The 20,906-nt window shown below is 75.1% G+C and carries 21 protein-coding genes; all 21 read right to left on the reverse strand.

Annotation, left to right across the window (positions count from 1 at the left end; all coding sequences use genetic code 11):
* Positions 1-57: 57 nt before the first annotated feature.
* Positions 58-798 (reverse strand): phosphoglyceromutase, encoded by a 741-nt coding sequence (locus tag ACFUVW_RS09740; RefSeq protein WP_430571131.1) that lies wholly within the window; start codon positions 796-798, stop codon positions 58-60.
* 83 nt (positions 799-881) lie between these two features.
* Complete coding sequence (locus ACFUVW_RS09745; protein ID WP_430571132.1) at positions 882-1,322, reverse strand: nitroreductase family deazaflavin-dependent oxidoreductase; 441 nt, start codon at positions 1,320-1,322, stop codon at positions 882-884.
* Positions 1,323-1,379: 57 nt separating this feature from the next.
* Positions 1,380-2,729 (reverse strand): D-inositol-3-phosphate glycosyltransferase, encoded by a 1,350-nt coding sequence (mshA, locus tag ACFUVW_RS09750; RefSeq protein ID WP_430571133.1) that lies wholly within the window; start codon positions 2,727-2,729, stop codon positions 1,380-1,382.
* Positions 2,729-3,817, reverse strand: coding sequence for a lactonase family protein (locus ACFUVW_RS09755; RefSeq protein ID WP_430571134.1), 1,089 nt, complete (start codon positions 3,815-3,817; stop codon positions 2,729-2,731). The genes mshA and ACFUVW_RS09755 overlap by 1 nt, the downstream gene beginning before the upstream one ends.
* 94 nt (positions 3,818-3,911) lie before the next feature.
* Positions 3,912-4,247, reverse strand: coding sequence for an Lsr2 family protein (locus ACFUVW_RS09760; RefSeq protein ID WP_430571135.1), 336 nt, complete (start codon positions 4,245-4,247; stop codon positions 3,912-3,914).
* A 102-nt stretch (positions 4,248-4,349) separates the two neighbouring features.
* Complete coding sequence (locus ACFUVW_RS09765) at positions 4,350-4,529, reverse strand: hypothetical protein (protein WP_430571136.1); 180 nt, start codon at positions 4,527-4,529, stop codon at positions 4,350-4,352.
* Positions 4,530-4,543: 14 nt separating this feature from the next.
* The gene (lysS, locus tag ACFUVW_RS09770; RefSeq protein WP_430571148.1) at positions 4,544-6,004 is read right to left on the reverse strand and encodes a lysine--tRNA ligase; all 1,461 of its coding nucleotides are present in this window, start codon (positions 6,002-6,004) and stop codon (positions 4,544-4,546) included.
* Between the two features lie 136 nt (positions 6,005-6,140).
* Complete coding sequence (gene nadC / locus ACFUVW_RS09775) at positions 6,141-7,085, reverse strand: carboxylating nicotinate-nucleotide diphosphorylase (RefSeq protein ID WP_430571149.1); 945 nt, start codon at positions 7,083-7,085, stop codon at positions 6,141-6,143.
* Positions 7,086-7,272: 187 nt separating this feature from the next.
* Complete coding sequence (locus ACFUVW_RS09780) at positions 7,273-8,967, reverse strand: L-aspartate oxidase (protein ID WP_430571137.1); 1,695 nt, start codon at positions 8,965-8,967, stop codon at positions 7,273-7,275.
* Between the two features lie 52 nt (positions 8,968-9,019).
* Positions 9,020-9,433 carry an aspartate 1-decarboxylase gene (panD, locus tag ACFUVW_RS09785; protein ID WP_429734367.1) on the reverse strand — a complete coding sequence of 138 codons (414 nt, stop codon included), beginning with the start codon at positions 9,431-9,433 and terminating at the stop codon, positions 9,020-9,022.
* Between the two features lie 34 nt (positions 9,434-9,467).
* The gene (gene panC / locus ACFUVW_RS09790; protein ID WP_430571138.1) at positions 9,468-10,400 is read right to left on the reverse strand and encodes a pantoate--beta-alanine ligase; all 933 of its coding nucleotides are present in this window, start codon (positions 10,398-10,400) and stop codon (positions 9,468-9,470) included.
* Positions 10,397-11,395 (reverse strand): Rossmann-like and DUF2520 domain-containing protein, encoded by a 999-nt coding sequence (locus tag ACFUVW_RS09795; RefSeq protein ID WP_430571139.1) that lies wholly within the window; start codon positions 11,393-11,395, stop codon positions 10,397-10,399. The genes panC and ACFUVW_RS09795 overlap by 4 nt, the downstream gene beginning before the upstream one ends.
* The gene (locus ACFUVW_RS09800; protein WP_430571140.1) at positions 11,392-13,023 is read right to left on the reverse strand and encodes a PH domain-containing protein; all 1,632 of its coding nucleotides are present in this window, start codon (positions 13,021-13,023) and stop codon (positions 11,392-11,394) included. Before ACFUVW_RS09800 ends, ACFUVW_RS09795 begins: the two co-directional genes overlap by 4 nt.
* The gene (locus ACFUVW_RS09805; protein ID WP_430571141.1) at positions 13,020-13,544 is read right to left on the reverse strand and encodes a PH domain-containing protein; all 525 of its coding nucleotides are present in this window, start codon (positions 13,542-13,544) and stop codon (positions 13,020-13,022) included. Before ACFUVW_RS09805 ends, ACFUVW_RS09800 begins: the two co-directional genes overlap by 4 nt.
* 131 nt (positions 13,545-13,675) lie before the next feature.
* Positions 13,676-14,164: a DUF3180 domain-containing protein gene (locus ACFUVW_RS09810; protein ID WP_430571142.1), complete on the reverse strand. Its 489-nt coding sequence runs from the start codon at positions 14,162-14,164 to the stop codon at positions 13,676-13,678.
* 1 nt (position 14,165) lies between these two features.
* Complete coding sequence (folK, locus tag ACFUVW_RS09815) at positions 14,166-16,085, reverse strand: 2-amino-4-hydroxy-6-hydroxymethyldihydropteridine diphosphokinase (RefSeq protein WP_430571143.1); 1,920 nt, start codon at positions 16,083-16,085, stop codon at positions 14,166-14,168.
* A complete protein-coding gene (gene folP, locus ACFUVW_RS09820; protein ID WP_430571144.1) occupies positions 16,082-17,056 on the reverse strand; it encodes a dihydropteroate synthase in 975 nt (324 codons plus the stop codon). The genes folK and folP overlap by 4 nt, the downstream gene beginning before the upstream one ends.
* Before the next feature lie 7 nt (positions 17,057-17,063).
* Positions 17,064-17,651 (reverse strand): GTP cyclohydrolase I FolE, encoded by a 588-nt coding sequence (gene folE / locus ACFUVW_RS09825; protein ID WP_430571150.1) that lies wholly within the window; start codon positions 17,649-17,651, stop codon positions 17,064-17,066.
* A 23-nt stretch (positions 17,652-17,674) separates the two neighbouring features.
* Positions 17,675-19,747, reverse strand: coding sequence for an ATP-dependent zinc metalloprotease FtsH (gene ftsH, locus ACFUVW_RS09830; RefSeq protein ID WP_430571145.1), 2,073 nt, complete (start codon positions 19,745-19,747; stop codon positions 17,675-17,677).
* Between the two features lie 136 nt (positions 19,748-19,883).
* The gene (hpt, locus tag ACFUVW_RS09835) at positions 19,884-20,435 is read right to left on the reverse strand and encodes a hypoxanthine phosphoribosyltransferase (RefSeq protein ID WP_430571146.1); all 552 of its coding nucleotides are present in this window, start codon (positions 20,433-20,435) and stop codon (positions 19,884-19,886) included.
* A 2-nt stretch (positions 20,436-20,437) separates the two neighbouring features.
* The coding region (locus ACFUVW_RS09840) for a TilS substrate-binding domain-containing protein (RefSeq protein WP_430571147.1) at positions 20,438-20,906 on the reverse strand (469 nt) is incomplete at its 5' end.

Genomic DNA, 20,906 nt, shown 5'->3' on the forward strand with positions numbered 1-20,906 from the left:
GCACCCGGGTGGGTGCGGCGCCGTCGTGCCGTGGCCGTCCGAGGGACGACGCCGGGGCTACTTGCCCTGGTTCGCGACCGCGGCGATGGCGTCCTTCGCGGCCTCCGGGTCGAGGTAGGTGCCGCCCGGGTTGGTGGGCTGCAGCGTCTCCTCGTCGAGCTCGTAGACCAGCGGGATGCCGGTGGGGATGTTCAGCCCGGCGATCGTCTGGTCGTCGACGCCGTCGAGGTGCTTGACGATGGCGCGCAGCGAGTTGCCGTGCGCGGCGACGAGGACCGTCTTGCCGGCCTTGAGGTCCGGCACGATCTCGCCGTCCCAGTACGGCAGGGCGCGCTCGAGCACCTGCTTGAGCGCCTCGGAGCGCGGGATCGGCTCGCCGGCGTAGCGCACGTCCGAGTCCTGCGAGTACTCCGAGCCCAGCTCGATCTCGGGCGGCGGCACGTCGTAGGAGCGGCGCCAGAGCATGAACTGCTCCTCGCCGTACTGGTCGCGCACCTGCTTCTTGTCCTTGCCCTGCAGGTCGCCGTAGTGGCGCTCGTTGAGGCGCCAGTGACGCTTGACCGGGATCCAGTGGCGGTCGGCGGCGTCGAGCGCCAGGTTCGCCGTGTTGATGGCGCGGCGCAGCAGCGACGTGTGCACGACGTCGGGGGTGACGCCGGACTCCTTGAGCAGCTCGCCACCCCGCTTCGCCTCCGCGGTGCCCTTCTCCGACAGCGGCACGTCCACCCAGCCGGTGAAGAGGTTCTTCGCGTTCCACTCGCTCTCGCCGTGGCGGAGCAGCACGAGGGTGTAGGTCATGGGGTCCATCCTGCCTGCTGCCCGGCGCCGGCCGCACCGCGGGCCGGATCCCGGACTCACGTCGTCCGGATCGGGCGGCCGGATCAGGAGTCCGCGCGCTCCAGCACGAAGACGGGGATCTCCCGGTCGGTCCTGCGCTGGTAGTCGGCGTAGTCCGGGTACGCGGCGACGGACCGCTCCCACCACAGCGCCTTCTCGTCGCCGGTGACCTCGCGCGCGACGTACTCGTGCTTCTCCGGCCCGTCCTGCAGCTCCACCCGCGGGTTCGCCAGCACGTTGTAGTACCAGACCGGGTGCTTCGGGGCGCCGCCCAGCGACGCGACGACGGCGTAGGTGCCCTCGTGCGCCACGCGCATCAGCGGCGTCTTGCGGAGCGCGCCGGTCTTCGCGCCGACGGTCGTGAGGATGACGACGGGCATCCCGCGCATCGTCGTGCCCTTGGTGCCGCCCGAGCTCTCGTACTGCTCGACCTGCTTGGCGGCGTGGGCGGACGGGCTGGCGACGTACTCTCCGGTGATCGGCATGCCACGTGCAATCCCGTGCCCGGACGATCCATTCCCGGGCCGCCGGGCGGCGTGGTGCTACCTCGCCGCGCGGGCGCGGTGCACCTTGGCGGCCTGCGCGTACACGTCGAGCATGGCGGCGGCCGCGCGGTCCCAGCTGAACCGCACGCTGGCGCGGCGGGCGCCGGCGGCCAGGCGGGCGCGGCGCGCGTCGTCGGCGAGGAGGTCGCCGAGCTCGCGCGCCCAGGTCCACGGGCTATGGTCGGGCACGAGGACGCCGGACGCGCCGTCGACGACGACGGTCTGCAGCCCGCCCACGGCGGCCGCGACGACGGGGGTGCCCGCCGCCTGCGCCTCGGCGGCCACCAGGCCGAACGACTCGTTGTGCGAGGGCACCGCGACGACGTCCGCCGCGCGCAGGTAGTCGACCAGCTCCTCGCGCGGCACCGGCGGCCGCACGTCGAGGTGGTCGGTGACACCCACCTGGTGGGCCAGCGCCTCGAGCTCGCGCACCGCGGTCGCGCGGCCGCTGGCGCCGCCCAGCACGACGAGCGTCGGCACGCGCGACCCTCCGCCGTCGCACCACGCCTCGGGCTCGGTGGCGTCGCCGGAGCTGGCGTGGTCGGCCAGCACGCCGAGCGCGCGCACCAGCACGTCCGGGCCCTTGAGGAGCTGGACCCGGCCGGCGAACAGCACGACCTTCCGGTCGGTGGGCAGGCCGAGCCGCTCGCGCAGGGCGCGGCGCGCGGCGTCGGCGTCCTGCCCGGGGGCCGGTTCGAGCGGGCGGAAGACGTCGAGGTCGACGCCGGGCGCCACGACGTGCACGCGGTCCGGGTCGGCGCGGTACTCCTGCTCGAGGTCGCGGGCCTCCTCGCGGGTGGAGGCGACGAGGCCGTCGGCGGCCTCGACCACCTGCTCCTCTCCCACGACCCGGCCCACGGGCTCCGGGGTGTCCCCGGGGGCCAGCGCCGCGTTCTTCACGCGCGCCATGGTGTGCATGGTGTGCACGAGCGGCACGTCCCACCGCTCGGCGGCGAGCCAGCCCACCTGCCCCGACAGCCAGTAGTGGCTGTGCACGACGTCGTACCAGTGCGGCGGGCGGTGCGCCTCGGCGCGCAGCACGCCCGCGGTGAAGGCGCAGAGCTGGCCGGGCAGGTCGTTCTTGTCCAGCCCCTCGTACGGGCCGGCGGCCACGTGCACCACGCGGATGCCGGGCTCCACGTCGACCCATCGCGGCTGCGCGGACGCCGTCGCGCGCGTGAAGATCTCGATCTCCGCCCCCCGGCGGGCCAGGGCACGGGCCAGCTCCATGACGTAGACGTTCATGCCGCCCGCGTCACCGGTGCCGGGCTGGTCGAGGGGCGACGTGTGCACCGACAGCATCGCCACCCGCGGGCCGGGCCGCGCGCCGTCGCCGGGGGCGGTCATCAGGACTCCAGCACGCAGGCGGGTGGCGTCGGGAGCGCGTACCGCGCCACCACCTCGCCCGTGCCCGTCTCCGGGTCGACGCGGACCGTCGCGAGCTCGCTGCGGCCCTGCAGCGCGACGACGACGCGCTCGGCGGGGCCGGTGACGTCGGACGTGAGGACGGCGTGGTGGCGGGGCCACGCCCCGTCGCCCAGCGGGACGTCGGCGAGGTGCTCGAGGACCGGCGCGCCGCCGTCGGGCAGGCCGACCCGGAGCACGGCGAGCACGTCCGCCCCCCGAAGGCCGACGTGCAGGCGCGTGCCGTCCGCGCTGAGCGTGACGTGCGCGGGGAAGTCGCGGCCCGCCTCGGCGACCGGGGACACCGTCACGGCCGCCGCGGCCGTCCATCCGGCGCCGTCGCGCACCAGCACGTGCGCGCGGGCGTCGAGCTCGCCGACGACGACGAGCGAGCCGTCCGGCAGCGTGACGAGGTGACGCGGCCCGGTGCCCGGCGGCAGGACGGCGGCGACGTCCGCCGCGGCGCCCGCGTCCGCGCCGACGGCCGGGTACCGCCGCACGACGTCGGCGCCGAGGTCGCACACCAGCACGTCGTCGCCGGCGCTCGCGACGAAGTGCGCGTGCGGGCCGGCCTGCCGCTCGACGACGGGCCCGCTGCCCACGCCGGGGTGCGCGACGACGCCCTCGGCGGCGAGGTCGCCCGTGCCCGGGTCGACGTCCACGGAGGCGGCGACGCCGTCGCCGTAGTTGGCGACCCAGACGGTGTCCGCGAGGGCCAGCACGTGGCACGGTTCGTCGCCCCCGGAGGCGAGCGAGCCCGACGGCGCGAGCCGCGCGCCGTCGTCGCCGTCCTCCACGCGGAACGCCGTGACCGTGCCGGCGGGCGTCTCCCCCACCGCGTAGAGCGTGCGCCCGCCCGGGTGCAGCGCCAGGAACGAGGGCGACGTGGCGGCCACCGCGGGCACGGCCGACTCCACGGCGCCGTCCGGGCCCAGCGCGACCCGCCAGATGCTCTCGCCGCTGCCCGGGCCGCCGCCCGGCTGCGGGTAGGTGCCGACCCAGAGCTGCGCGCGCGCGTCCCGTTCCGTCATGGCCTCAGCCTATGACCGCGGGCCTCCGACCCCGAACGCGCACGACCCCCGACCGGAGCCCGGCCGGGGGTCGTGCGGGATGCTCACGCAGCCGTCAGTGGGCGGCCTCGTAGGCCTCGAGGACGGAGCTGGGGATGCGGCCCCGGTCGCTCACCTTGTGGCCGTTCTCGCGGGCCCACTCGCGGATCTTGGCGAGCTGCGCCCGGTCGGTGCCGGTGCGACGGGAGGCGCTCCGCGTGCCGCCGCCGAGCCGCGTCGTGGTCTTGCGACCGTGGCCGATCCAGGTGGCGAGCGCGTCCCGGAGCTCGGCCGCGTGCTTGGCCGTGAGGTCGATCTCGTACGAGACACCGTCGAGCGCGAAGGTGACGGTCTCGTCGGCGTCGCCCCCGTCGATATCGTCGATCAGGACGATCTGCTGCTTCTGAACCACGTGAATTCCCCTCGGTCACGGTATTCGGACAGAAGTGAGAATGCCCCTCGCCTCACCCGATTGTCAATCCGAATCTCCGCCGCGGGAATCGTGCGCCAGAATTCAGCGCGATTCCGTTTCCGCCGCCGCGGCCGCGGCGGCCGCCTCTTCCGCGTCCATCCTCTCGAGCGCAATCCGCTCGTTCCGGTCCGCGTGCAGGATCTTGCGCATCGCGAGCCAGAACAGCAGGCCGACGCCGACCGACGGGGCGAGCCCGCTCATGATCGCGAGAAATGTGTCCATGGGATGACTTCCGTTCAGGCCGTCGGCTTGACGAGCGGGAAAAGGATGGTCTCGCGGATTCCGAGGCCGGTGAGCGCCATGAGGAGCCGGTCGACGCCCATGCCCATGCCGCCCGACGGCGGCATCGCGTGCTCCATCGCGGTGAGGAAGTCCTCGTCGAGCGCCATCGCCTCGTCGTCGCCCGCGGCGGCGAGACGCGCCTGGTCCTCGAACCGCTGCCGCTGCACGACGGGGTCCACGAGCTCGGAGTATCCCGTGGCCAGCTCGAAGCCGCGCACGTACAGGTCCCACTTCTCCACGACGCCGGGGACGGTGCGGTGGGCGCGCACCAGCGGCGACGTCTCGACCGGGAAGTCGCGCACGAACGTCGGCGCGTAGAGGTCGTCGCCCACGTGGTGCTCCCACAGCTCCTCGACGAGCTTGCCGTGGTTCGCCTTCTTCGGGTCCACCGAGATCTCGGCCTTCTCGGCGAGGGCCAGAAGGTGCTCGACGGTCGTCTCCGGCGTGATCTCCTCGCCGATAGCCTCCGAGAGGGAGCCGTACATCGTGATCTGCGCCCATTCGCCGCCGAGGTCGTACTCCTCGCCGTCCGGAAGGGTCACCGTCGTGGTGCCGAGAACGTCGAGCGCGGACTTCTGCACGAGATCCTGGGTGAGAGCGCCGATCGTGTTGTAGTCGCCGTACGCCTCGTAGGCCTCGAGCATCGCGAACTCCGGCGAGTGCGTCGAGTCCGCGCCCTCGTTACGGAAGTTGCGGTTGATCTCGAAGACCTTCTCGATACCGCCGACGACCGCGCGCTTGAGGAAGAGCTCCGGCGCGATCCGCAGGTACAGGTCGATGTCGTACGCGTTCATGTGCGTGCGGTACGGGCGGGCGGAGGCGCCGGACGCGATGGTCTGCAGCATCGGCGTCTCGATCTCGAGGAACCCGCGGTCGTGGAAGTTGTCGCGCATGGAGCGGACGACGCCGGCGCGCGTGCGGACCATCTCGCGCGCCGCGGGCCGCGCGATGAGGTCGACGTACCGCTGGCGGACCCGCGCCTCCTCCGAGAGGTCCTTGTGCAGCACCGGCAGCGGGCGCAGGGCCTTCGCCGCCAGCGCCCAGGTGTCGGCGAACACGCTCAGCTCGCCGCGCCGGGAGGAGCCCACCCGGCCGTGCACGAACAGGTGGTCGCCCAGGTCGACGTCGGTCTTGAACGACGCCAGCGCGTCCTCGCCGACCTCCTTGAGGCTGAGCATCGCCTGCAGGCGTCGCCCCTCGCCGTCCTGCAGCGTGACGAAGCACAGCTTGCCCGTGTTGCGCAGGAACACGACCCGGCCGGCCACGCCGACGACGTCGTCCGTCTCCTCGCCCGCCTCGAGGTGCTCGTAGCCCGCGCGCACCTGCGCGATCGAGTGCGTGACGGGCAGGCTCACCGGATAGGGCTCCACACCCTGCTCCAGCAGCCGGTCGCGCTTCTCCCGGCGCACGCGCATCTGCTCCGGGAGGTCGTCGGCGGGCACGGCGGGGTCAGGGTTCTGCGCGGAGGTCACCCGTCGATTCTACGGGCGACGCACGTCACACCCGCCCGACGAGGTCGGACGCCGTCACGAACAACCCCGGTGGCCTCGCTCACGGCCGGAGGTCGAGCGCGAGGTCGAGGATCGGGGCGGAGTGCGTCAGCGCGCCCACGGACAGGAAGTCGACGCCGGTGCCGGCGACCTCGCGGGCGCGGTCGAGGGTGAGGTTGCCGGTGGCCTCGAGCTCGACGCGCGCGGGCACGCCGTCGCGCCCCTGCCGCGCGCGGACCGCGGCGACGGTCGCGGCGAGGACCGGCGTGGGCATGTTGTCGAGCAGCAGGAAGTCCGCGCCGGCGTCGAGCGCCTCCATCGCCTGGGCGGTCGTGTCGGCCTCGACCTGCACCAGCACGTCCGGGAAGGCGCGGCGGACGGCGTCGATCGCGCCGCGCACCGAGCCGGCGGCCACGACGTGGTTGTCCTTGACCATCGCGACGTCGTGCAGGCCCATGCGCTTGTTGGTGCCGCCGCCCGCGCGGACCGCGTACTTCTCCAGCGCGCGCAGGCCCGGCGTCGTCTTGCGGGTGTCGAGCACCTGCGCGCCCGTGCCGGCGAGCTCCCGCGACCAGGCCGCCGTCGCCGTCGCGACGCCCGACGCGCGCGAGGCGAGGTTGAGCAGCGTCCGCTCCGCGACGAGCAGCACCTGTACCGGTCCGGCGAGGGCCGCGAGCACCTGCCCCGGGGTGACGACGTCGCCGTCCTGCGCGTGGAACGTCACGGTCGGGGCCGGGAGCCCGAGGCGGCCGGCGACCTGCCGCAGCACCTCCGCCACGACGACGAGCCCCGCGACCGTGCCCGCCGACCGGGCCACCAGGTCCGCGGTGCCCGTGACCGACGCCGGCACCGTGGCCTGCGTCGTGACGTCGCGGCCGGGCGCCGCGCCGAGGTCCTCGTCCAGCGCGGTCTCCACGACGCGGGCGACCCACGCGGCGTCCAGCCCGGGCTCGACGGCGGACGGCTGGTCGTGCACGGGCAGGTCACGCGAGAGGTCGCGGTGCAGGTCGGTCACGCTGCGCAACGCTACCTCGCGCCGTCGCGCCCGTCCGCCGAGGTAGTTCGAGCCCTGCCGAGGTAGTGGTCTGGTCCACTACCTCGCGGAGATCTGAACTACCTCGGCACGATCCGGACTACCTCGGGGTGGTTCGAACTACCTCGGCAGGGCTCGAACTACCTCGGCACGATCCGGACTACCTCGCGGGCGCGGGCGCTGCCTCGCGGAGGGTGCCGTCGTCGTCGAGGGCGAGGGTGACGCGGCGCTGCCAGGTGGGGTCGGGGGCGGGGAAGTCCGTGCGGAAGTGCCCGCCGCGCGACTCCTCGCGCAGCCGGGCGGCGTGCACCAGCGCGCTGGCGACCTGGTGCACGGTGGTCGTCTCCCACTCGGCGACCTGCGGGTCGGCGACGACGTCGGTCGCGCGGTGGGCGTCCGTCCGGATGCCCGCCAGCGCCTGCGCGGCGCGGTCCAACGACCCGGCCGACCGCACGGGCCCCGCGCCGTCCGACGTCGCGCGCTGCACGCGCGAGCGGGCCGCCGCCGCGACGAGCGCCGCTCCGCCGGGGCGCTCCTCGGGCTGGGGGGCCCGGCGCGGCCCGCCGTCCTCGACCTGCCGCACGACGTCGCGCGCGGCGCGGTGCGCGAAGACCAGGCCCTCGAGCAGCGAGTTGGACGCGAGCCGGTTGGCGCCGTGCACGCCCGTGCACGCCACCTCCCCGACCGCGTACAGGCCGGGCACCGAGGTGCGCCCGTGGGGGTCGGTCACGACGCCGCCCGAGTGGTAGTGCTGCGCCGGCGCGACCGGCACGGGCTCCTCGGTCCAGTCGATGCCCTGGTCCCGCAGGCGGGCGGTGATCGTCGGGAAGCGGCGGCGCAGGAAGGCGGCGCCCAGGTGCCGGGCGTCGAGGAGCACGTGGTCGGCGGACGTCGCGGCCATCCGTCGCACGATGGCGTGCGCGACGACGTCCCGCGGCGCCAGCTCGGCCAGCTCGTGCTCGGCCGGCATGAAGCGGGCCCCGTCGACGTCGAGCAGCAGCGCGCCCTCGCCGCGCACCGCCTCGCTGATGAGCGGCAGCTGCCCCTTGGCGCCCATGCCCTGCCACAGGACGGTGGGGTGGAACTGGACGAACTCCAGGTCGCCCACGGCCGCGCCCGCCCGCAGCGCGGCGGCGATGCCGTCCCCGGTCGCGCCGGGCGGGTTGGTCGACGAGCGGAACACCTGCCCGATGCCACCCGTCGCGAGCACCACGACCGGCGCCAGCGCGGCGCCCACGCCGTCGCGGCTGCCCGCGCCGCGCACGTGCAGCGTGACCCCGGCGACGGGACGGTGCCCGTCCGCGCCCGGGGCGCCGGTGAGGACGTCGAGCACGAGCGCGTGCTCGAGCACCTCGATGCCCGGGTCGTCGCGCACCGCCTCGATCTGCGCGATCAACGCGCGGGAGATCTCGGCCCCCGTCGCGTCGCCGCCGGCGTGCGCGATGCGGTCGGCGCGGTGCCCGCCCTCGCGGGTGAGGGCGATGCCGCCGTCCGGGCCGACGTCGAACGACGTGCCGCGGGCCACGAGCTCGCGCACGCGGTCCGGACCCTCGGTGACGAGGACGCGCACGGCCTCCGGGTCGCTCAGTCCGCCGCCGGCGGTCAGCGTGTCCGCGAGGTGGGCGTCGGGCGTGTCGTCGGGGTGCAGGGCCGCGGCGATGCCGCCCTGCGCCCACACCGTCGAGCCGGACGACAGCGCGCCCTTGGTCACCAGCAGCACCCGCGGCACGCGCGAGCGCAGCTCCAGCGCCGCGGTGAGCCCGGCGATGCCGGTGCCGACGACGATCGCGTCGGCGGCCGTGGTCCAGCCGGGGGCGGGGGCGGCGAGGGCGCGGGCGAGCCGCGGCCCGCTCACCGGGCCGTCACCGCGCCGTCCGCGCCGCCGTCGGGGGTGGTGCGCCCGGCCCTCACCGGACGGCCGCGAAGGGCACGCCGCTGGACTCCAGGCCGAAGCCGTCGGGCACCTGGCCCGGGTCGTCGTCGAGCTCGACGATGCGGTTCTCCGGGTCGACGAACACGACCGCCGGCGAGTAGGTCCGCGCGTCGGCGTCCGACATCGTGCCGTACGCGATGACGATGACGGTGTCCCCGGGGTGCACGAGGTGCGCGGCCGCGCCGTTGATGCTCACCTGGCGGCCGCCGCGCTCGCCCGGGATGACGTAGGTCGTGAGGCGGGCGCCGTTGGTGACGTCCACCACGTCGACCTGCTGCCCCGGGTAGAGGTCGGCCGCGTCGAGGAGGTCGGCGTCGATGGTGATCGAGCCGACGTAGTGCAGGTCCGCCTGCGTCACCGTGGCGCGATGGATCTTGCCGATCATCATCGGCCGCTGCAGGGAGGCGGGGCGGTTCGCGTGCTCAGTCACTGGCGTTCTCCTGTGGATCCGCGCCGGCGGCGGGGCTGCCGGCCAGGTCCACGGCCTGGTTGTCGATCAGTCGGGTGGCGCCCGTACGCGCCGCCACGAGGAGGAGGGCGGGGCCGCGGAAGTCCGCGGGCACCGGGTCCACGGTAGTCGGGTCGACGAGTGCGAGGTAATCCACCTCAACGCCGGCCTCCCCGTCCAGGATTCCCGATGCCGCTAGGACGACCGCCTCCGGACCCTCGCCGGCCGCGTCCGCGCCCGCCCGCAGCGCGCGGGACAGGGCCAGGGCCGAGGCGCGCTCGTCGTCCGACAGGTAGGCGTTGCGCGACGACAGCGCGAGCCCGTCGGCGTCGCGCACGATCGGCACGCCGAGCACCTCGACGTCCACGTCCAGGTCGCGCACCATGCGGCGCACGGCCAGCAGCTGCTGGGCGTCCTTCTCCCCGAACAGGGCCACGTCGGGGCGCGTCAGGTGCATGAGCTTGAGCACCACCGTGAGCACGCCGTCGAGGTGGCCGGGGCGCGACTCGCCCTCGAGCACCTCGCCGATCCGGCCCGCCGACACCCGCACGATCGGGTCGCCGTCGGGGTAGACGACGTCGGGCGTGGGCGCGAAGACGAGGTCCGCGCCGACGCTCGCCAGCTTCGCGACGTCGCCGTCCAGGTCGCGCGGGTAGCGGTCCAGGTCCTCCCCCGCCCCGAACTGCAGCGGGTTGACGAAGATCGTCACGATGACCTGGCCGGTGGGGCCGGCGGCCTCGCGGGCCTTCCGCACCAGCTGCAGGTGCCCCTCGTGCAGGGCGCCCATCGTCATGACGACGGCCCGCCGGTCCGTCGGCTCCGGGCCGGACAGCGTCCACGCCCCCAGCGCGTCGTGCAGCTCCGCCCGGGAGCTCACGACGGCGGGCTCGTGCGGGGTGGTGGTCATCGGGGCTCCTGCGGGTCGTCGGGGTGGGCCGCGGGCGGCGGCGCGAGGGCGTCGAGCAGCTCGCGGGCCGCGCGGTCGTCGATGCGGTGGGCGGCGAGCGCGCGGCTCGTCGCGCCGCGGGCCAGCTCGGTGTACGACGCCGGCACGTCGGTGGCGCCGGTCGCGGCTGCCAGCGCGCGCAGGGCGTCGAGGTGCGTGCGTACGGTGCCGACGTCGCCGCGCGACACCGGACCGGTGAGGGCCGTGACCGCCCCGGCGCCGTCGGCCACGTCCGCGGCGCGCGTCGCGCCGTCGAGCGCGGCGGACAGGAGCGGCGCGAGCGCCCGTCCCGGCTGCTCGACGCCGGCGGCCGCGAGCGCCTGGGCGGCCTGCGCCACCAGCACCACGAGGTGGTTCGCGCCGTGCGCGAGGGCGGCGTGGTAGAGCCCGCGGGACTCCTCCGCGACGATCACCGGCTCCCCGCCGACCTCGACGACGAGCGCCTGCCCGATCGGCTGCACGGCCGCCGGCGCCGTGACCGCGAACGTGCAGCCCTCGAGCCGGTGCAGGTCGAGCGACGTGCCCGTGAACGTCATCGCCGGGTGCAGCGCCACCGGGATGGCGCCGGCATTCCGCGCCGGGTCGAGCACGGCCACGCCGTACCGGCCCGACGTGTGCACGACGAGCTGCCCGGGCTGCCACGCGCCGAGCGCCGCCAGACCGCTCACGACCTCCGCGAGCGCGTCGTCGGGCACCGCGAGCAGCACCATCTCGGCGCGCTCCACGACGTCGGGCACCTCGAGGTGCGGGACGCCCGGCAGGAGCGTCGCGATACGCTCCCGCGACTCCTCGCTGACGCCGCTCGCACCGACCAGGGTGTGGCCCGCCGCGCGCAGCGCGCTGCCCAGCACGGCGCCCACCCGGCCGGCGCCGACGACGCCGACCCCGAGGCGGCCGGGCCGCGCGGACGGCGGCCCGGCCGCGGGGGCCGGGCGGCCGTCGTCGGGCACGCTCACCCTCGCCCCTCCATCTGCCCCTCCATCCAGCGCTCGGGCCGTGCGTGCGCGCGGGCGGCGCGGGCGCGGGCGGACTGCTCGCCGAGCAGGCGCGCGGCCTCGTCCTCGGCGAGGTGGTGGACCGCCGGGCTGATCGGGCCGGGCGTCGAGTGCAGCACGAACGACGCGAGCCCGCGGCGGCGCTGCCACGGCCCCTGCTCGATCCCGAGGGACTGGGTGCGCTCGTGCGGCACCACCTCGAGCGTGCGCACGAAGCGGCCCCCGCGCGCCAGCAGCGCGCGGCCCGTGACCGCGTAGCCGTTGCGGCGCCAGCTCCACGGGTCGAGCAGGCGGGCGCTCCGGGGGCTGGTCACGAACCAGCGGTCCGTGCAGGCGTCGCCGGTGAGGGCCTCGTCGAGCAGCGCCAGCGTGTCGTCGGGGTTCTCGACCTCGAGGTCGGGAAGCACGAGCCACAGTGCCGTGAGCGCCTCCTCGCGCGGGCCGACCGGGAGGAGCACGTGCTGCTGCTCCCCCTGCTGCTGGCCCTCGCCGCCGCCGTAGCCGGCCACGTTGACCTTGACGCGCCACCAGTCCGGACCGCGCCACAGCGGGCCCTGCGTGAGCGAGACCGCCTGCACGCGGCCCGGCGGGATCGTCTGCGCGCGCGTCTCCAGCAGGCCGTGGCGCAGCCGGATGCCGTCCGGCGACAGCGCGGCCCGGAAGCCGAACTCCCCCGCGAACCGCTGGAAGATGTAGCCGCCGACGCCGAGGATCGCGGGTAGCGCCGAGAACAGGATGCTCACCTCGCGGGTGACGGCGACCGCCACCCCGACGCCGATCAGCACCAGGACCCCGAGCCACACCCCCGGCATCCGCAGCAGCGACTGGAGCAGGCGCACCGCCGGCACCTCGTACACCTGGCGCTCCGGTGCCTCGGGGGCGGCGTCGTCCGACACGTCGTCCGGCACGTGGACCGCGCCGGTGGGCGGCCCGTCCGACAGGTCCGCGGGCGCCGCCGGGTCGTCGGACGCAGGATGCACCTCGGCGGGCTGCGTGGCCGACCGGTCGGTGCGGCGGGCGGCCTTGACCCCCGCCGCGCGGGCGAGCAGGTCCGCGCGCAGGCGCTGCGCGTCCGCCTCCTTGAGGAAGCCGATGGCCACGCCCGAGTCGGAGCCGCCCGCCACCTCCAGCCGCAGCTCCGCCAGCCCGAACAGCCGCGCGAGCAGCGGCTGCCGCACGTCGATCGCCTGCAGCCGGTCGAGGCGGGCGTGCCGCTGCTGGCGGAACAGGATGCCCTTGCGCAGCCGCACGGCGTCGTCGTCCACCGCGTACGCCGTCATGCGCCACGCCAACGCCGCGTAGCCGAAGATGATCGCGACGAGCAGCACCAGCCCGAGGAGCACCACCCACCACAGGCTGCGGATCGAGTCGACCGCCCGGACCGCGTTCGACACGTCGTCGAGCACCTGCTGGCCGCCGATGACGAGGATCGCCACCACCGCCGCCCAGCCGCGCACGAACGGCGTGACCGGGTGCACGCGGCGCCACTCCTGCTCCTGGCTCGACGGCGCGCTGTCGGGCGCCTCGACCGGTGCGACGCCCGGCTGGTGCGTCGGCTCGGGGCTGCGCCCCGGGGTCGGCTCGCTCACAGGCCCGCCAGCCTCGCCTCGCCGCGCGCGGTGAGGCGGTCGCGCAGGCGCTCGGCCTCGTCGGGCACGAGGCCGGGGATGTCGGCGTCCGTGCTGGCCGACGCGGTGTGCAGCTGCACCTTCGCGATGCCGAGCTTGCGGTCCAGCGGGCCCGCCTCCACGTCCACGTACTGCATGCGCCCGTAGGGCACGACGACGAGGGTGCGGAACATGATGCCCTTGCGGATGAGCAGGTCGTCGTCGCGCTCCGCGTACCCGATCGCACGCACCTGGCGCGGCACGAGCAGGAGCGCCCACACCAGCAGCGCGGCCGGCACCCCGGCGAGCAGCCAGAACCACGGCGAGACGAGGAGGGCGAGGACCACGCCCGCGACGATCGGCACGGCCAGGGTCACGGCCGTCGAGATGAGTCGCGCCGGGACGAGCCGCGGCGACACGCGCTGCCACGCGACGCCGGGCGGGTCGAAGGGACCGGACTGCCGCGTGGTCGACGGGTCGGCGCCCGCGGGGATGCTGGTCATGGGGCCCATCCTTCCATCCGGCCCGCCGCCGGCCACATCGTCCGACCGGACCTTCCGCGCCGCGCCGCGTCCGTCCTCCGGACGATGCCCCTCATGACCGCTCATGACGACGCGGGGCACGACGACGGCCGTCACGACGGCAGGGGGTCCGCGTGCTCCTCGGTGTCCCCGCCGTCGGCGTCGTCGGACGGCGGCAGCTGGCAGAACTTCTCCACGACCAGCCCCACCACGCACAGCACCACCGCGCAGGCCGCCGCGATGCCGGCGGCGACCGCCTGGTCACGGCTCGGCTCGATCTGCATCCGGTCCAGGACGATCAGCACGCTCGCGACGTACCGCCCGGCGAGGAGCGCGCCGGTCAGCGCCCCCGCCTTGGCCAGCACGAACGTGCGGGCCGCGCGCAGCGGGTCGAGGTCCGGGCGGTCGCCCTTCTGGTACGCGCGCACCGCCCAGCCCATCCAGAAGATGACGCCCGCCAGCGCGAGGATCGCGACGTCCTCCACCCACGCGACGGTGGGCAGGTAGATCCCGCGCGACTCGAGCAGCCGGAGCAGCCCGGCGCCGCCGACGGCCACCGCGGCGGCGACGGCGACGAGCAGGCGGACGGAGGTGCGGCGCATCTCAGCGGCCGTCCTCCCCGGGCCGCTCCTGGGGTGCGGCCTGTCCGGGGTGCGCCTCCGGCAGCGGGGCGAACGGGTCCGGGAAGGCCGGCAGGTCGGCGACGGGCGCGGGGGCCGGCGGCACCGGCTCGTGCCGCGGGGCCGGCGGGGCAAACGACGACGTGGCCGCCGGGGCCGGCGGGGCGAACGACGACGTGGCCGGCGGCGCCGGCGGGCCGGACGGGGGCTCGGACGGGTCGGCGGGCGCGGGGAACGGGCTCGCCGGGGCCGGGGGCACCGGCGCGTGCGAGCTCGGCTCCGGCGCGTCGTCACCGGGACCTGCGTGCGGAGGCGCGGACGCCGGCGCGGGCGACCCGACGGGCGCGAACGGCCGCGGCAGGACCGGCTGGTCCGGGTCGGGCCCGAACGGGTCGGGGACCACGGCGCGCGCCTCCGGTGCGGGCGGGTCCTCGCGGCGCGGCTCGACGACGTGCGGCTCGACGACGTGCGGCTCGACGACCGGCGGCTCGGACGACGGGGGCACCGGCACGTACGGCTCGGGCGCGTACGGCTCCGGCGCGTACTGCTCCACGACCGGGCTGCCGCCCGACGCGGGCTCGGCGGGCGCGGCGTACGTCTCCGGCGCGTAGGTGTCCGGGGCGTAGGCCTCCGGGGTGTACGCCTCGGGAGCGTGCGACGCCTGGGCGTCGTCGGCGGGCTCCTGGACGGGCTGGCCGGCGGGCTCCGCCGGCGCGGACTGCGGCACCGGGGTGGACGGCGCCGCGTCGGCGGCCGCCGCGGAGACCTGGCCCGTGCTCTGGGTCGGCCCGGTCAGCCAGTCGAGGGCGAGCCAGCGGATCCCGGCGCGGTCGGGGGCGGTCACCGCGAGCTGGCCGACGGGGCCGCCGCCGGGGCCGCCGAGCAGCGCGTCCGGCGCCACCTCGGCCCACGGCACGAGCACGAAGGCCCGCTCCTTGGCGCGCGGGTGCGGGAGCTCGAGGTCGGGGGCGGTCACGACGAGCGAGCCGTACTGCACGATGTCGACGTCGAGGGTGCGCGGCCCCCAGCGCTCCTCGCGGACGCGGCCGTGCTGGGCCTCCACCTGCTGCGTGCTGCGCAGCAGGTCGCGCGGCGACAGCGTGGTGCGCACGACGAGCACGGCGTTGAGATAGTCCGGCTGCTCGGGCCCGCCGACGGCGGCGGTGCGCGCGAGCGGCGAGACCTCCATGACCTGCACGCCCGGCAGGCGGTCCACGTCCGTCACGGCCTGGCGCAGCGTCACCTGCGCGTCCCCGAGGTTCGCCCCGAGGGCCAGCACGGCGTCGACCGGCTCGGCGGGGGTGACGTCCAGCGGGTCCGCGGGAGGCGGCGCGGGCGCCTCGGCGGGCGCGGCGGGCTCGACCGGCGCCGCGGCGACGGGGGCCGGCGGGACGGGCGCGTGCACCTCGGCGCCCTCGACGGGCGGGACGGGCGCGACCGGCGGGACGGGCACCGCGACTTCCTCCGGCTCGGCCACCGGAGCGGCGTCGACCACGGGCGGCCGCGCACGGTCGCGGCGCACGACGATCGCGACGTCGTCGAACGGGACCGGGATCGGCGCCTGCGGCTTGTGCACACGCACGTCGACGGCTTGCACGGCCTCGTGGCTCAGCACCACGGCGGCGATCCGCTCGGCGACGGTCTCCACGAGGTCGGCCGGGGAGCCCGCGAGGACGTCGTGCACGTCCTGGGCGACGTCGGCGTAGCTCACGGTCCGCCCGAGGTCGTCGGACGAGGCGGCGGCCCGGGTGTCCAGGTGCAGCACGACGTCGGCGCTGAAGACCTGGCCGTCGGCGCGCTCGTGCGCGAGCACCCCGTGGTGCCCCGTCGCCGTGACGCCGGCGAGGCGGATCTGGTCGAGCGGCTGTCCGTCCGGTCCCGGTACGGCTGCGGCGAACGTCACGAGGGGGCCTCCTCATCAGCGGCGGTTCCTGCTCCGCCCACGGCGTCGGTGCGGTGCGCCGGTGCGGTCATCCCGGCATCCTCCATGTCGCGGGACGCGGACGTCCAGGCGTCCGCGACCCGGACGGCGTCGGCGCTGGCGCGCACGGCGTGCACCCGCACCGCCCACGCGCCGGCGGCGGCGGACAGCGCGGAGATCGCGGCGGTGGCGTCGTCGCGCTCGAGCGGCGGCGCGGGCTCGTCGGCGGGCAGGCCGCGCGTGCCCTCGAGCAGGTGCCCCAGGAAGCGCTTGCGCGACGCGCCCACGAGCACCGGACGGCCGAGGGAGTGCAGGGCGTCCAGGTGCGCGAGGATCGGCCAGTTCAGCACCCCGGCCTTGGAGAAGCCCAGACCCGGGTCGAGCACGAGCTGCTCGGGGTCCACGCCCACCGCGACCAGCGAGTCCATCCGCGCCGCGAGCTCGTCACGCACCTCAGTGACGACGTCGTCGTACACCTCGAGGCTGTCCATGACGTCCGCGTGGCCGCGCCAGTGCATCGCGACGTACGCCACGCCCGTCTCTGCCACGACGTGCCCCATGCGGGGGTCCGCGTAGCTGCCGGAGACGTCGTTGACGATGCGGGCGCCCGCCCCGACGGCGGCCTCGGCGACCGACGCCCGCGTCGTGTCCACGGACACGACGGCGCCGTGCGCCGCGAGCCGCTCGATGACGGGGACCACGCGGCGCAGCTCCTCCGCCTCGTCCACGCGGGCGGAGCCCGGCCGGGTCGACTCGCCGCCCACGTCCAGGATCTCCGCGCCCTCGGCCAGCAGGTCGAGTCCGTGCTGCACGCCCGCGTCGGCGTCGAACCAGCGGCCGCCGTCGGAGAACGAGTCGGGCGTGATGTTCACGACGCCCATGACGAGGCAGCGGCCCACCCCGGAGAGCTCCGGCAGCCCGGCGACCACCGCGTCGCGCGGGTGCGCCGTCATGCCCGGGTCACCGTCCCGTGATGAGGCTCATGGCCTCGGCCCGCGTGGACGCGTTCTGCATGATGCCGCGCACCGCCGACGTGACGGTCCGCGAGCCGGGCTTGCGCACCCCGCGCATCGACATGCACAGGTGCTCGCACTCCACGACCACGAGCACCCCGCGCGGCTCGAGGATGCGCACCAGCGCGTCCGCGACCTGCGTCGTCAGGCGCTCCTGGACCTGCGGGCGGCGGGCGTACACCTCGACGAGGCGCGCCAGCTTCGACAGGCCGGTGATCCGGCCGTCCGTGTTGGGGATGTAGCCGACGTGCGCGACGCCGTGGAACGGCACCAGGTGGTGCTCGCACGTCGAGTACACCTCGATGTCGCGCACCAGCACCATCTCCTCGTGCCCGAGGTCGAAGGTGGTGGTCAGCACGTCCTCGGGCTCCTGCCGGAGCCCCGCGAAGATCTCGCGGTAGGCGCGCGCCACGCGGGCCGGCGTCTCCTTGAGACCCTCGCGGTCCGGGTCCTCGCCGACCGCGAGCAACAGCTCGCGGACGGCCCGCTCCGCGCGGTCGGAGTCGTACGGCGGCACGTCGACGGCAGCCCGCATGCCCAGGTCCGTCACCGGGTCGGTCACCGGTTGTCCCCCGCCGCCGGCGGCTCGCTGTCGGTGCCGATGCCCGGGCCGGCCTCCTGCAGGTCGCTCTCGTTGCCCACGATGGCGGCCTCGTCCTGCGGCACGACGGCCTGGCCGTTGCCGTGGGACGCGTCGCGCTCGGCGTCCGTCATGATCGGGCCGCGCGTGTGCACGGTGCGCTGCTCGCTGGACAGCCACACGTCGCGCGGCTCGCGCTTGACGACGGGGGCGAAGACCTCGGCGAGCTCCGCCTGGTTGAGCGTCTCCTTCTCCAGCAGGCGCAGCACCAGGTCGTCGAGCACGTCGCGGTACTGGGTGAGCACCTCCCACGCCTCGTCGTGCGCCGCCTCGACGAGCTTGCGCACCTCGTGGTCCACGGTGCCGGCGACGGCCTCGGAGTAGTCGCGCTGGTGGCCCATGTCGCGGCCCAGGAACGGCTCGCCGGAACCGCTGCCGAGCTTGATCGCGCCGACCTTCTCGCTCATGCCGTACTCGGTGACCATCTTGCGCGCGGTCGCGGTCGCCTTCTCGATGTCGTTGCTGGCGCCCGTGGTCGGGTCGTGGAAGACGATCTCCTCGGCCACGCGGCCGCCCATCGCGTACGCGAGCTGGTCGAGCAGCTCGTTGCGCGTGGTGGAGTACTTGTCCTCCATCGGCATCACCATCGTGTAGCCGAGGGCCCGGCCGCGCGGCAGGATCGTCACCTTGGTGACGGGGTCCGTGTAGCGCATCGCCGCCGCGACCAGGGCGTGCCCGCCCTCGTGGTACGCGGTGATCTTCTGCTCCTTGACCTTCATCACGCGGGTGCGCTTCTGCGGACCCGCGATGACGCGGTCGATCGCCTCGTCCAGCGCGCGGTCGTCGATGAGCTGGGCGCCGCTGCGCGCGGTGAGCAGCGCGGCCTCGTTGAGCACGTTCGCCAGGTCGGCGCCCGTGAAGCCGGGCGTGCGGCGCGCGACGGCGGCCAGGTCGATCGAGTCGACCATCGGCTTGCCCTGCGAGTGGACCTTGAGGATGTGCTCGCGGCCCTTGAGGTCCGGGGCCTCGACCGCCACCTGGCGGTCGAAGCGGCCCGGGCGCAGCAGCGCCGGGTCGAGGATGTCGGGCCGGTTGGTGGCCGCGATGAGGATGACGTTCGTCTTGACGTCGAAGCCGTCCATCTCGACGAGCATCTGGTTCAGCGTCTGCTCGCGCTCGTCGTGCCCACCGCCCATGCCGGCGCCACGGTGGCGGCCGACGGCGTCGATCTCGTCCACGAAGATGATCGCGGGCGCGTTGTTCTTCGCCTGCTCGAACAGGTCGCGCACGCGGGACGCGCCGACGCCGACGAACATCTCGACGAAGTCCGAGCCGGAGATCGAGTAGAACGGCACCCCCGCCTCGCCGGCGACGGCGCGCGCGAGGAGGGTCTTGCCGGTTCCCGGCGGGCCGTACAGGAGCACGCCCTTGGGGATCTTGGCGCCCACGGCCTGGAACTTCGCCGGGTCCTCGAGGAACTCCTTGATCTCGTGGAGCTCCTCCACCGCCTCGTCCACGCCCGCGACGTCGGCGAACGTCACCTGCGGCATGTCCTTGCTGATGAGCTTGGCCTTGGACTTGCCGAAGCCCATGACGCCGTTGCGCCCGCCCCCCTGCGCCCTCGACAGGATGAACCAGAACACGACGCCGATGAGCAGGAACGGGATGAGGAACCCGAGGATCGAGCTCCAGAAGCTGGGCTGCGGGTTCTCGGAGTCGAAGCCCTTCGGGGGGTCCGCCTGCTCGACGGCCGTCGCGACGGCGTCACCCTGCGGCTCGACGTAGAAGAACTCGACCTTCGTGCCGTGGTCCTGCTCGCTCTCGGTGCCCGCGCCGGTGACGTACTTCTCGCTCAGCTCCAGCTCGACGCGCTGCTCCCCGTCCACGACGAGCGCGTGGTCGACCGTGTCGCCAGCGAGCAGCTCGAGCCCCTGGGAGGTCTCGATCCGCGACACCCGCTCGGTGTTGAACGCGCTGAAGGCCAGCGAGACGAGCAGCAGGCCGACCACGATCCAGATGATCGGGCCGCTCAGGATCTTCTTGATGTTCATCGGCGACGGGGACGGTTCCCCGCTTCCCTTCCGTCGGGCAACGTGTGGTTCACGACGCTACACGCCGAGTGTGGACGAACCGTGGGTGTTCGCCCAGGGCGCGACGGCGTCTCGTCGGCGGTCCGTCGGCGGCCGGTCAGCTGTAGACGTGCGGCGCAAGCGTGCCGACGAACGGCAGGTTGCGGTACTTCTCGGCGTAGTCGAGGCCGTAGCCGACGACGAACTCGTTCGGGATGTCGAAGCCGACGTAGCGCACGTCGACGTCCACCTTCGCCGCGTCGGGCTTGCGGAGCATGGTCGCGATCTCCACCGACTCGGGCCCCCGGGAGCGCAGGTTCGCGACGAGCCACGAGAGCGTGAGGCCGGAGTCGATGACGTCCTCGACGATGAGCACGTTGCGGCCCGTGAGGTCGGCGTCGAGGTCTTTGAGGATGCGCACCACACCGGACGACTTGGTGCCCGACCCGTACGAGGACACCGCCATCCAGTCCATCTGCACGGGGTGGTGCAGGCGGCGCGCGAGGTCCGCCATGACCATGACGGCGCCCTTGAGGACGCCGACGAGCAGCAGGTCCTGGCCCGCGTAGTCCGCGTCGATCCGTGCGGCGATCTCGTCGAGCTTGCTGCCGATCTGCTCCTCGGTGAGCAGGATGTTGGCGAGGTCGCCTTCGACGTCCGACTGGTCCACGGTCACTCCTCGAGGGGCGGGGTTGGGGCTGGGGGGTGCGCCGCCGGGGCGGGGCGCGGCTCGGCGGGGCGCAGGTAGAGCCTGCCACACGCGCGGAGCGCTCGGGCGTCGCCCGGCAGGTGGACGGCTCCCTGCCCACGCCACGAGACGACGAGCGCGTCCAGGGCGTCCACGTGCCGCGCCGTCGTCGCGCCCGAGGGGCAGCCGACGGCCAGCGCCGCCGCGCGCAGGGCGCGGCGCCGCAGCGCGGCGTGCGCCTCGGCGAGCGTGCCGACGTCGAGCATCAGCGCGTCGTCACCGGTGGGGCGCGTCGCGGCGGCGAGCAGGTCGGCCGCCAGGGCCTCGAGCGCGGCGGCGTCGGCACGCAGCTGGTCGGCGGTGCGGGCGAGCGCCTCGACCACGCCCGGGCCCAGCGCGTCCTCCAGCACGGGCACGACGGCGCCGCGCACCCGCGTGCGGGCGGGCACGATG

Origin of the sequence: Isoptericola sp. NPDC057391 (assembly GCF_042668085.1) — a bacterium.
Taxonomy (GTDB): Bacteria; Actinomycetota; Actinomycetes; order Actinomycetales; family Cellulomonadaceae; genus Isoptericola.